The sequence below is a fragment of the Thermomonospora catenispora genome, assembly GCF_006363815.1.
Lineage (GTDB): Bacteria > Actinomycetota > Actinomycetes > Streptosporangiales > Streptosporangiaceae > Thermomonospora > Thermomonospora catenispora.
Genome location: NZ_RRYT01000003.1, coordinates 215,222 through 228,660 on the forward strand (window position 1 = coordinate 215,222; position 13,439 = coordinate 228,660).

Below are 13,439 nucleotides of genomic sequence, written 5' to 3' on the forward strand. Positions count from 1 at the left end.
GGACCGAAAGAGTTGAGCGTGCAGGAGCAGACGGCGGCACGGCGACGGGAACTGATGCGGCGGCTGATGGCCCAGCGCGGCCTCGGCCCGGACGCCTCGCGGATCACGCCCCGGACGACCGACGGGCCGGCACCGCTTTCCTACGCCCAGCGCAGCATGTGGCTGCACCACACCTCGTTCCCCGACAGCCCCGCCTACAACGTCTGCCTGCTCATCCGGATGACCGGTGAGCTGGACGTCGACGCCCTCCGCACCGCGCTGCGCGGCCTGATCCGCCGCCACGCCGTGCTGCGCACCACCTACGCCGACGGCCCCGACGGGCCCGTGCAGATCGTGCACGAGGACGACTCCCTCGAACTGCCCGTCCGCGACTGCCCGGCCGAGGAGGCCGAGGCGCGGGCGGCGCGGCTCGCCGCCCGGCCGTTCGACCTGCGCACCGAACGCTCCATCCGGCTGGAGCTGCTGCGCCTCTCCGACCGCGAGCACGGACTGGTGCTGGTCGTCCACCACATCGCCTGGGACGGCATGACCTGGGGCTCGCTGTCGAAGGACCTGTCGACGCTGTACCGGGCGGCGCTCGCCGGCGAGGAGGACCCGCTGCCGGAGCCGCCGATCCAGTACGCCGACTACGCGGCCTGGGAGCAGCGCCGGCCCGTGCCCGAGGAGGACCTGGCCTACTGGCGCGAGCGGCTCGACCCGCCGCCCGCCCCGCTGGACCTGCCCACCGACCGCCCCCGCGGCGCCGTCGTCTCCGAACGCGGCGGACGCCGGGCGCGGCGGTTCGACGACGCCGTCACCGAGGGCATGAAGCGGCTCGCGGCCCGCGAGAACGCCACCCCCTTCATGGTGATGCTGGCCGCCTACGCCGCCCTGCTGCACCGCTACACCGGGGCCACGGACGTCCCCGTCGGCTCGGCCGTGATGAACCGCGAGCACGCCGAGATCCAGCGGCTGGTCGGCAACTTCGGCAACACCCTGGTGCTGCGCACCGACCTGTCCGACGACCCCACCTTCACCGAGCTGCTGGAGCGGGTGCGGCGGACCTGCACCGAGGCGTTCGCCCACCAGGCGCTCCCCTACGACAGGCTCATCGAGGAGCTGCGGCCCGCCCGGCGGCGGGGACGCTCGCCGTTCTTCGACACCATGCTGCTGTTCCTGGCCCAGGAGATCGGCGAGCTGGACCTGCCGGGCGTCACCTCCTCCTGGACCCACATCCACAACGGGACCACCCACTACGACCTGTCGCTGGAGGCGTTCGTCCGCCCGCAGGGCATGGTGGTCGAGGCCACCTTCCGGCGGGAGCTGTTCACCGACGAGCGCATCGACGCGCTGCTCGGCCACCTGGAGAACCTGCTGCGGTGCGCGGTCGCCGAGCCCGACCGCCGCATCGGCGACCTGGAGCTGATGGACGCGACCGAGCTGGAGCGCATCGCCTCCTGGAACGCCACCGACCACCCCGTCCGGCCCACCACGGTGGTCGAGCTGTTCGAGGAGCAGGTGGCGCGGACCCCGGAGGCGATCGCGGTCGAGAGCGCCGCCGGCTCCCTCACCTACGAGGAGCTGGACCGGCGCGCCTCTGGGCTGGCGGCGCTGCTGCGGGCGCGCGGCGCCGGGCCCGGCGAGGTCGTGGCGCTGGCGCTGCCCCGCACCCCCGACCTGGTGGTGTCGGTGCTGGCGGTGCTCAAGTCCGGGGCCGCCTACCTGCCGCTGGACATCGAGCACCCGCCCGACCGGATCGCCTCCATGCTGGCCGACGCCGGGCCGCTGTGCACGATCGTCACCCCCGAGACCCGGCACGCGGCGCCCGAGGACGCCCAGGTGCTGGTGCTCGGCGACCAGACGCCCGCGCCGGGCCTGTCCCACCCGGTGACCGGCGAGGACCTGGCGTACGTGATCTACACCTCCGGCTCCACCGGCCGGCCCAAGGGCGTGGCGATCCCGCACCGGGCGCTGACGAACTTCCTGCTCATGCAGCGCGAGGAGCTCGCGCTGGGCGTCGGCGACCGGCTGGTGGCGGTCACCACCATCGCCTTCGACATCGCCGCGCTGGAGCTGTACGTGCCGCTGATCAGCGGGGCCACCGTGGTGCTGGCCTCCCGGCGGGAGGTGCGCGACCCGGCCGCGCTGGCCCGGCTGCTGAAGGACGCCACGATCGTGCAGGGCACCCCGTCGCTGCTGGGCGCCCTCGACCCCGAGGCGTTGCGCGGGCTGCGGGTGCTGGTCGGCGGCGAGGCCCTGCCCGCCGCGCTGGCCGACACCCTCACCGAGGTCGCGGCGCAGGCCGTCAACGTCTACGGCCCCACCGAGGCCACCGTCTGGGCGACCTCCGCCGAACTGCCCTCCTCCGGGATCGGCCGGCCGTTCTGGAACACCCGCGCCTACGTGCTCGACCCCCGGCTGCGGCCGGTGCCGCCCGGCGTGCCCGGCGAGCTGTACCTGGCGGGCGAGCAGCTCGCCCGCGGCTACCTCGGGCGGCCCGAGCTGACCGCCGAACGGTTCGTCGCCGACCCGTTCGGCCCGCCCGGCTCCCGCATGTACCGGACCGGCGACCTGGCCCGCTGGACCCGCGAGGGCACGCTGGAGTACCTGGGCCGCACCGACGACCAGGTCAAGATCCGCGGCTTCCGCATCGAGCCCGCCGAGGTTCAGGCCGTGCTCGCCGCCCAGCCCGGCGTCGCCCAGGCCGCCGTGATCGTCCGCGAGGACCGGCCCGGCGACAAGCGGCTGGTCGGCTACCTGGTGCCCGGACCCGACGGGGTGGACCCGGAGGCGGTGCGGGAGGCGGCGGCGCGGCGGCTGCCCGAGTACATGGTGCCGAGCGCCCTGGTCGTGCTGGAGGAGCTGCCCCGCACCGTCAACGGCAAGCTCGACCGGGCCGCGCTGCCCGCCCCCGACGTGCAGGTCTCCGGCCGGGCCCCGCGCACCCCCCGGGAGGCGGCGTTGTGCGAGCTGTTCGCCGAGACGCTGGGGCTGGAGGAGGTCGGCATCGACGACGACTTCTTCGCGCTCGGCGGGCACTCGCTGCTGGCCACCAAGCTCGCCGGGCGGATCCGCGCCGCGTTGGGCGCCGACCTCACCATCGCGGACGTGTTCGAGGCGCCCACCGTGGCGACGCTGGCGCCGCGGCTGGTCGACGGCGCCCGCCGCCGGGTGCGGGAGGCGACCCGGCCCGAGGTCGTGCCCGCCTCCGCCGCCCAGCGCGGACTGTGGCTGGAGGAGCGGCTGCGCGGCCCGTCGGCCTCCTACGCGCTGCCGCTGGGGCTGCGGCTGCACGGCCCGGTGGACCCCGAGGCGCTGCGGGCGGCGTTCGGCGACGTGGTCGCCCGGCACGAGGCGCTGCGGACCCTGCTGGTGGAGGGCCCCGACGGGCTGCCGGTGCAGCGGATCCTCCCGCCGGACCAGGCCGTCTGCGAGGTCGTCTTCGACGTGGTGGACGTGCGCGGCCTGCCCGCCGAGGAGGCCGCCCGCGCCGAGGACGCCGCCGCCCGGCACGTCTTCGATCTGGGGCGCGACCTGCCGGTGCGGGCCGCCCTGCTGCGCCGGGGCGAGGAGGACTGGACGCTGGTGCTGCTGTGGCACCACGCCGCCGCCGACGAATGGTCCTTCACCCCCATGCTGGCCGACCTCTCCCGCGCCTACCGGGCGCGGAGCCGGGGACGGGCGCCGGACTGGGAGCCGCTGCCGGTCCAGTACGCCGACTACACGGTCTGGCACGCCGAGCAGGACCACCGCGACCAGCTCGGCCACTGGGCGCAGGCGCTGGCCGGCCTGCCGGAGGAGACCACCCTCCCGCCGGACCGCCCCCGCCCGGCCGAGGCGACCCACCGGGGCGGCCTGGTGCGGTTCCGCCTGCCGCTGGAGGGGGTGCGCGAGCTGGCCCGGCGCAGCGGCACCAGCGTGTTCATGGTGCTGCACGCGGCGACCGCGGCGGCGCTCCAGCAGGCCGGCGCGGGCGACGACGTGGCGGTGGGCTCCCCGATCGCCGGACGCCCCGACGAGGACCTCGCGGACCTGGTCGGGTTGTTCGTCAATCTGCTGGTGCTGCGCACCGACCTGTCCGGCGACCCCACCTTCACCGAGCTGCTGGAGCGGGTACGCCGCACCGACCTGGCCGCGTTCGCCCACGCCGACGTGCCGTTCGAGCAGGTCGTGGAGCATCTGGCGCCCGAACGGTCGCTGGCCCGCAGCCCGCTGTTCCAGGTCATGATCGTCCACCAGCGGCTGGACGACGTGCGCCTGTCCCTGCCCGGCGTGCGGGTCGAGCCGTTCCTCCCCGCCACCGGCGGAGTGAAGTTCGACCTGGACGTCTACTTCGCCGAGGGCGACACCGAGATCGAAGGGTTCGCCGCCTACGCCGAGGACCTGTACGAGCCGGAGACCGTCACCGCCTTCCTGGACCGGATCGGCGAGCTGCTCGCCCGGGCCGCGGAGGACCCCGACCGGCCCCTGTCGGCCCTGCTGCCCGCCCCCGAGCACCCCGACACCGCCCGCGACTTCGGCGGACGCACCGTGGCCGGGCTGTTCGCCGAACAGGTCGCCCGCGCCCCCGACGCCCCCGCCGTCATCGGCCCCGGCGCCGACGGCGAGGTCACGCTGACCTACGCCGAGCTGGACGCCCGCGCCGAGGCGCTGGCGGACCGGCTGGCGGCGGCCGGAGCCGGACCCGAACGCATCGTGGCGATCGCGATGCCGCGGTCGGTGGACTTCGCGGTGGCGCTGCTCGCCGTCATCAAGACCGGCGCGGCCTACCTGCCGATCGACGTGACCTACCCGCGGGCGCGGATCGACCACATGCTCTCCGTCGCCGAGCCGCTGCTGGTGCTGGGACGGGACGAGCCGCCGGCCGACGCGCCGCCGCGCACCCCCGTCGACCCGCACCCCGACCACCCCGCGTACGTGATCTTCACCTCGGGGTCCACCGGCGTCCCCAAGGCGGTCGTGGGGACCCAGCGGGCGCTCGCCAACCGGCTGGCCTGGGGGCTGGACCTGACCGGGCCGGGCGTGCGGGCGGCGAAGAGCTCCCCGGCGTTCATCGACGGCACCACCGAGCTGCTCGGCGGGCTGCTGGCCGGGGACACGGTGGTGATCGCCGACGACGCCGCCGCGACCGACGCGGTGGCGCTGGCCGAGCTGATCGACCGGCGAGGGATCGGCACCGTGACCGTGGTGCCGAGCCTGCTGGCGGCGCTGCTGGAGGCCGGGGACCTGCGCTCGGTGACCACCTGGATCAGCAGCGGCGAGGCGCTGCCCGCCGCCCTGGCCGAGCGGGTCCCCGCCCGGCTGATCAACCTGTACGGGTGCTCGGAGGCGGCGGGCGACAGCCTCGTCGCCGACGGCGCCGGGCCGCTGCGCCCGATCGCCAACACCACCGCCTACGTGCTGGACTCCGCCCTGCGCCAGGTCGAGGTCGGCGAGCTGTACCTGGCCGGCGACGGGCTGGCCCGCGGCTACCTCGGCGACCCCGCCAAGACCGCCGAACGGTTCGTCGCCAACCCGTTCGGGCCGCCCGGCTCCCGCATGTACCGGACCGGCGACCGGGTGCGGCGGCGCCGCGACGGAGGCCTGGAGTTCCTCGGCCGGGTCGACGACCAGATCAAGATCCGCGGGTTCCGGATCGAGCCGGGCGAGATCGAGGCGGTGCTGGCCGCCCAGCCCGGCGTCCGGCGGGCCGCCGTCGCCGCCCACGGGTCGCGGCTGGTCGGCTACGTCACCGGCGACGCCGACCCGCAGGCCCTCCAGGGCAGGCTGCGGGAGCTGCTGCCGGACTACCTCGTCCCGTCCGAGCTGGTGGCGCTGGAGGAGCTGCCGCTCAACCCCAACGGCAAGGTGGACCGGCGCGCCCTGCCCGAGCCCGGCCGCCCCGCCGCCGTCGGCCGCCCCCCGCGCACCGACGCCGAACGCACCCTGGCCGCGCTGGTCGGGGCGATCGTGGGACGCGACGACGTCGGAGCCGAGGAGGACTTCTTCCGGATCGGCGGCGACAGCATCGGCGCCGCCCTCCTGGTCGCCCGCGCCCGCCGCGCCGGGCTGGCCTTCACCGTCCGCGACGTCTTCCGCCTGCGCACCGTCGCCGCCCTCGCCCGGGCCGCCGCCGGCGCGCAGGCCGGGCCGGACGCCGAGCCCGCCCGTGCGCCCGAACCGGCGCCCGCGGCGGAGGCCGCCGGGGACGGTGCACCCGCGGAGGTCGCCTCGGGCGCGGAGGCCGAGCTGCCGCTCTCGCCGCTGCAGGAAGGGCTGCTGTTCCACCTGATGATGGCGGGCGAGGGCCGCGACATCTACGTGCAGCAGGCCGTCGTCGCGCTCGCCGGGCCGGTGGACCCCGACCGGATGGCCGCGGCGGCGCGGCACGTGCTGGAGAAGTTCCCCAACCTGCGCGCCGGGTTCCGCACCGACGGGACGCGCGCCGTCCAGTACATCCCCCGGGACTTCGAGGTGCCGTGGACCCACGCCGAGGTCGACGGGGAAGAGGGGCTGGAGGAGTTCATCGAGGCCCAGCGGGCGCGGCCGTTCTCCCCCGATGAGCCCCCGCTGATCCGGTTCGGCCTGGCCACGCTCGGCGAACACGACCACCGACTGGTGCTGACCTCGGAGCTGATCCTGCTGGACGGCTGGTCCGGCGGGCTGCTGGTCACCTCGCTGCTGGAGTTCTACACCGACCCCGACGCCGAGCACGCCCGCCCGGTCGCCCCGTTCCGCGCCTACCTGGACTGGGTGACCGGCCGCGACCGCGCCGAGGCGCTGGCGGCCTGGCGGCGGGCGCTGGCGGGCTTCGACAGCCCGGCGCTGCTCAAGCCCGAACTGCTCGACAAGCCCGCCGACCCGGCCGTCGCCGGCGAGCTCCACCGGGAGCTGCCAAAGGAGCTGGTGGAGCGGCTGGAGGCGCTCTCCCGCGAGCGCGGCCTCACCCTCGGCACCGTCTACCAGGCGGCGTGGGGGCTGCTGCTGATGGCGGTGACCGGCCGGGACGACGTGGTGTTCGGCGTGTCGGTGTCGGGCCGGCACCCGGACGTGGACGGGGTGGAGTCCATCGTCGGCCTGCTGTTCAACACCGTCCCGGCGCGCGTGCAGGCCGGGCCCGCCGACCCGCTGACCGCGGTGCTGGAACGGGTGCAGAGCGCCCAGTCGGAGCTGTTCGACCACCAGCACGTGGCGCTCACCGACATCCAGCAGGCGACCGGGCTCGGCACCATGTTCGACACCCTGTTCGTCTTCCAGAACTTCCCCGGGATGCCGGTCGACCGGGCGTTCGGGCCGGACGGCGAGGTGCGGGTGCTCGGCCGCCAGATCCGCGACGCCACCCACTACCCGATCACCATGGTCGCCGAGCCCGGCACCCGGCTGCGGGTGATGTACCGGGGGGACGCGTTCACCGAGGCCGAGGCGCGGCGGCTCACCGACCGGTACGTGCGGATCCTCGCCGCCATCGCCGACGCCCCCGACACCCCCTGCCACCGGCTCGACCCGCTGCTGCCCGAGGAGCACGAGCGGATGCGCGCCGACTGGAAGGCGGCCGAGCACCACGTCCCCGACCTGACCATCGCCGAGCTCCTGGCCGACCGGGCGCGCCGGATCCCCGACCGGATCGCGCTGGTCTCCCAGCCGGACGTGCGGCTGACCTACGCCGAGCTGAACGCCCGGATCAACCGGCTGGCCCGGCTGCTGAAGGAGCACGGCGCCGGACCGGAGAAGGTCGTGGCGCTGGCGCTGCCCCGCTCGGCGGAGATGGTGGTCGCGCTGTTCGCGGTGCTGCGCACCGGCGCCGCCTACCTGCCGCTGGAGCTGGACTACCCGGTGGACCGGCTGAACTACATGCTGGCCGACGCCGCCCCGTCCGTGCTGGTCTCCCACCGCTCCATCGCCGAACGGCTGACCGGCGACGCCGTGCTCATCGCCCTGGACGACCCGCAGGTGGCTGAGCGGCTGGCGGCGCTGCCGGACGACGACCTCACCGACGCCGAGCTCCCCGGCTTCGAACGCGGCGCGCCCGGCCGGCTGGACCGCCCCGCGTACGTGATCTACACCTCCGGCTCCACCGGACGGCCCAAGGGCGTCATCACCCCCTACCGGGGGCTGACGAACATGCAGTACAACCACCGGGCCAACATCTTCGACCCGGTGGTGTCGGCGGCCGGGCGGCGGCTGAGGATCGCGCACACGGTGTCGTTCTCCTTCGACATGTCGTGGGAGGAGCTGCTGTGGCTCATCGAGGGCCACGAGGTGCACGTCTGCGACGAGGAGCTGCGGCGCGACGCCGAGGCGCTCACCGCCTACCTGCACGAGCACCGGATCGACGTGATCAACGTGACCCCCACCTACGCCCAGCACCTGCTGGAGGAGGGGCTGCTGGACGGGGAGCACCGGCCCCCGCTGGTGCTGCTGGGCGGTGAGGCCGTCCCGGTGGCGGTGTGGGAGCGGCTGGCGCAGGCCGACGGGGTGCTCGGCTACAACCTCTACGGCCCCACCGAGTACACCATCAACACCCTCGGCGGCGGCACCGCCGACAGCGACACCCCCACGGTCGGCAAGCCGATCTGGAACACCCGCGCCTACGTGCTCGACCCCTGGCTGCGGCCCGTCCCGCCGGGCACCCCCGGCGAGCTCTACATCGCCGGGGCCGGGCTGGCCCGCGGCTACCTGGGCCGGCCCGACCTGACGGCGGAGCGCTTCGTCGCCGACCCGTTCTCCGCCGACGGCGGGCGGATGTACCGGACCGGCGACCTGGTGCGGGTGCGGCCGGACGGCAACATCGACTTCCTCGGCCGCACCGACGACCAGGTCAAGATCCGCGGCTACCGGGTCGAACTGGAGGAGGTCGAGGCGGCGCTGGCCGCCGAACCGGGGGTCGGGCAGGCCGCGGTCGTCGCCGCCGACACCGACGTGCCGGGCGTCAAGCGGCTGGTCGGCTACATCGTCCCGGACGGGTCGGTGCGGCCGGGGGCCGAGGACGAGCAGCTGGAGGAGTGGCGGCAGATCTACGACGACGAGTACACCGAGGTCGGCACCGCCGTCCGCGTCGAGGAGTTCGCCGGCTGGACCAGCAGCTACGACGGCGCGCCGATCCCGCTGGAGGACATGCGGGAGTGGCGCCGGACCACCGTCGAGCGCATCCTGGCCCTCGGGCCGCGCCGGGTGCTGGAGATCGGCTGCGGCACCGGACTGCTGCTGTCGAGGATCGCGCCCCGGGTGGAGAGCTACTGGGCCACCGACTTCGCGGCCCCGGTGATCGACAAGCTCCGCGGGGACGTGGACCCGGCCTGGCCCGTCACGCTGCGGTGCCGGCCGGCGCACGACGTCTCCGGCCTGCCGGAGGGGTTCTTCGACACCATCGTGATCAACTCGGTGGTGCAGTACTTCCCCACCGCCGACTACCTGGCCGACGTGCTCGGCAAGGCGTGGGACCTGCTGGTCCCCGGCGGGCGCCTCTTCATCGGCGACGTCCGCGACCTGCGCACCGCCCGGGCCTTCCACGCCGCGATCCACCTCCACCGCGGCGGCGACGGCGACCTGGCCGCGGTGGACCGCGCCGTCCGGATGGAGAAGGAGCTCCTCCTCGACCCGGCGTTCTTCGCCTCCCTGGACCTGCCGGGCCGGCTGGAGATCCGCATCAAGCGCGGCGTCCGCCACAACGAGCTGACCCGCCACCGCTACGACGTGATCCTCCACAAGCCCGACCCCGACGCCCCGGCGGCGGGCGGCGGTGACGCCCCCTCCTCCGCGGAGACGCCCCGGGACGTACCGGTCGTGGAGTGGGCCGGGCTGGAGGATGTGAAGTCGCGGCTGCCCGGACGGTTCCGGGTGCAGGGGATCCCCGACCCGCGGCTGTCGGGCGAGATCGCGGCGCTGCGGGCGCTGGAGGAGGGGGCGCCGGCGGAGCGGGCGCGGGCGCTGCTGACCGCGCCGCCGCAGGGCGTCGAACCCGAGACCCTGCACGAGCTGGACCCCTCCGTCGTGCTCACCCCGTCCGAGCGGGTCGGCTGCTACGACGCGGTGTTCGGCGGCGGCCCCGCCCACCCGCCGGCCGTGCCCGGCAGGACCTGCGCCAACAACCCGGCGGCGGCCCGCGACCACGGCGCCCTGGCGGCCCGGGTGCGGGAGGGGCTGAAGGCCAAGCTGCCCGGCTACATGGTGCCCGGCGTGATCATGACGCTGGACGCCCTGCCGCTGACGGTGAACGGCAAACTGGACCGGCGGGCGCTGCCGAGACCGGACGCCTCCGGCGGCGGGCCGCGCGGCTCGGGCCAGGCCCCCCGCACCCCGGTGGAGCGGGTGCTGTGCTCGCTGTTCGCCGAGGTGCTGGAGGCCTCCGAGGTCGGCATCGACGACGACTTCTTCGACCTGGGCGGGCACTCCCTGCTGGCCACCCGGCTGGTCGGCCGGGCCCGCTCGGTGCTGCGCTGCGAGCTGGCGATCCGGGATCTGTTCGAGGCGCCGACCGTCGCCGAGCTGGCCGCCCGCGTGCACGGCCGCGCCGCCCCCGAGCAGCGGCCCCCGCTCACCCCCCGCGAGCGGCCCGAACGCATCCCGCTGTCGTTCGCGCAGCGGCGGCTGTGGCTGCTGGACCAGCTGCTGCGCGAGGACTCCGGCCCCCGGCAGGCCTACCACCTGCCGCTGGCCGTCCGCCTGCGCGGCGACCTGGACAGGAAGGCGCTGGAGCAGGCGATCTGGGACGTGATCGACCGGCACGAGACCCTGCGGACGCTCTTCGTCGAGCACGACGGCACCCCCTACCAGCGGATCCTGCCGGCCGGGCGGGTCCGTCCGCCGCTGGAGGTCGCCGACTGCACGCCGGAGGAGTTCATCGCCCGGCCGTTCGACCTGGCGCGGGACATCCCGCTGCGGGTCGCGGTGTTCCCGACCGGGGAACGCGAGCACCTGCTGATGGCGGTGTTCCACCACATCGCGTTCGACGAGTGGTCCTTCGGCCCGTTCGCCCGGGACGTGGCGCAGGCGTATGCGGCGCGGCTGGAGGGCCGGGCCCCGGCGTGGGAGCCGCCGCCCGTCCAGTACGCCGACTACACCCTCTGGCAGCGGGAGCTGCTGGGCGACCCGCTCGACCCGGGCAGCCTGCACGCCCGGCAGCTCGCCTACTGGGCGCAGGCGCTGGAGGGCATCCCCGAGGAGATCCCGCTCCCGGTGGACCGGCCGCGCCCGGCCACGGTCGGGCAGCGCGGCGGCACCGTCGTCCGCGACCTGCCGCCGTCCCTGGTGGCGGCGATGCGGAGGGTCGCGCGCTCCCGCGGGGCGAGCATGTTCATGGTGGGGCAGGCGGCCGTGGCCGCGCTGCTGCACCGGATGGGCGCGGGCGAGGACATCCCGCTGGGCAGCCCGGTGGCCGGACGCACCGAGGAGGCGGCCGGGTCGCTGGTCGGGTTCTTCGTCAACACGCTGGTGCTGCGCGCCGACGTGTCCGGCGACCCGTCGTTCGCCGAGCTGGTGTCGCGGATCCGCGAGGCCGACCTGGCCGGGCTGGCCAACCAGGACCTGCCGTTCGAGGCCCTGGTGGAGGCGCTGCGTCCGCGGCGGGTGCCCGGCCGGAACCCGCTGTTCCAGGTCATGGTCGGATATGAGAACCAGGACGTGGGCGAGGTCCGCTTCCCCGGCCTGGAGCAGCGGGAGGCGCTGTTCGGGCCGGGGGCGGCGAAGTTCGACCTGGACTTCATCTTCCGCGAGACCTCCGGCGGCGGGCTGCGGCTGATCCTGGACTACTCGGCCGACCTGTTCGAGGAGTCGACGGCCGAGACCATGGCCGACTCCCTGCTCGACCTGCTCGGCAAGGCCGCCGCCGACCCCGACGCCCCGGTCGGCGCGCTGCCCGCGGCGCTGACCGCCCGCAGCGTCACCGGCCCGGAGACGGCCGCCGCCGCCCGCCGCGACGAGGACCGCGAGGCGGTGCTGTGCCGGATCTTCGCCGAGGTGCTCGGGGTGGAGACCGTGGGGCCGGAGGAGGACTTCTTCGACCTGGGCGGCCACTCGCTGCTGGCGATGAAGCTCGTCCGCCGCCTCCGCCGGGAGCCCGGCCTGGAGAACGTCAAGATCGCCACCTTGATGACCGCCCCCACGGTCTCCGGGCTGCTCGCCGCCCTGGCGTGACCCGTGCGGGGACGGCCCCGCGCCCGTGCGCGCGGGTCCCCGGCGACGTGGGCGGCCGGGGACCCGCGCGCGGCGGGATCAGGCCGCCTGGACGGGGGTGTAGTGGGCGGCGTCGTCGCCTTCGACGATGTAGCTGGTCTCGCCGGTCACCCCGACGGGCACGTCGCCGGCGACCGTGACGCGGTGGAGGACCCGGGGCAGGTCGCCGTAGTCGTCGGGGGCGTAGTGCTGGGTGATGCGGTTGTCGAACAGCACCAGGTCGCCCGGGTTCCACTGGACGCGGAGGATGTTCTCCGGGCGGGTCACGTACGCCTGGAGGATGCGCAGGATGTCGCGGGACTCCGAGGCCGACAGACCGACGATCTTCTGGGCGAAGCCGCCGATGAACAGGCCCCGCTCGCCCGACTCCGGGTGCACGCGGACCACCGGGTGGGCGGTCTGGTAGCGGCGGGAGGTGAAGGTCCTGCGGTACTCGATCGCCTCCTGGGTGTTGGTGCGGGGCAGCGCGTAGTCGTAGGCGTTGGTGTGGATCGCCCACAGCCGGTCGGCGAACTCCCGGAGCTGCTCGGGCAGGTCCCGGTAGGCGGCCGCGGCGTTGGCGATGAGGGTGTTGCCGCCGTACGGCGGGACGACCAGCGCGCGCAGCGTGCTCAGCTTCGGCGGGGTGCGCACGAACGTGACGTCGGTGTGCCAGACGTTGGCGCGGATGCCCTCGGCGCGGTCCACCGGCAGGATCTCCGGCCGCCCCTCCACCGAGGGGACGGTGGGGTGCGCCTTGGTCAGCGCGCCGAACCGACGGGCGAAGCGGAGCTGGCCCTCCTCGTCGAGGTTCGCGCCGCGGAAGATCAGCGCCTTATGGGTCAGCAGGGCCTCGTTGATCTCCTCCAGCGGCAGCTCGTTGGGGTCGACGCCCTTGATCTCGGCGCCGATCCGGCCGCCGACCTGCCGGAACTCGGACATGGCATGCCTCCTTCGCGGTGGGATGTGGGAAACGCGGCGGCACCGTCGGGCGGCGTGGGCCGGGCCGCCCTCGGGGCCGGGCACGGCGGTCTCGTGCGGCCGCGGGAGCGGCGGGATGCGTCCGGGCGTCGCCCCGAGCCGGCGCCCGGACGCGGGGATCCGGCCGACCGGCCGCTCAGCGGGGACAGCTCGCGGTGGTCACGTGGCGGTAGTCCACATGCCGCTGCCGGGTGAGAGCGAGCCGAACGCGCATGCCGTCATCGGAACACGGAACACCCCATAAGTCAACTATTCCTACTGATTTAGTTTGATAGTGGGGACGGGCGTCCGGAGACGCCCGCCGGGGCGCCTCCGTCCCGCCCGGGACGGTTCGGCGGACCAGGGCGGCC

2 protein-coding genes are annotated in these 13,439 nt (G+C 75.1%); one reads left to right on the top strand and one right to left on the bottom strand.

What is annotated here, in order from left to right; genetic code table 11:
* Positions 1-18: 18 nt before the first annotated feature.
* Positions 19-12,090, top strand: a complete 12,072-nt coding sequence (locus EIO00_RS04420; RefSeq protein ID WP_140175604.1) for a non-ribosomal peptide synthetase — start codon at positions 19-21, stop codon at positions 12,088-12,090.
* Between the two features lie 78 nt (positions 12,091-12,168).
* Here the strand turns inward: EIO00_RS04420 and EIO00_RS04425 are convergent, their stop codons facing one another.
* Positions 12,169-13,050, bottom strand: a complete 882-nt coding sequence (locus tag EIO00_RS04425; RefSeq protein ID WP_140175605.1) for a TauD/TfdA dioxygenase family protein — start codon at positions 13,048-13,050, stop codon at positions 12,169-12,171.
* Positions 13,051-13,439 lie beyond the last annotated feature (389 nt).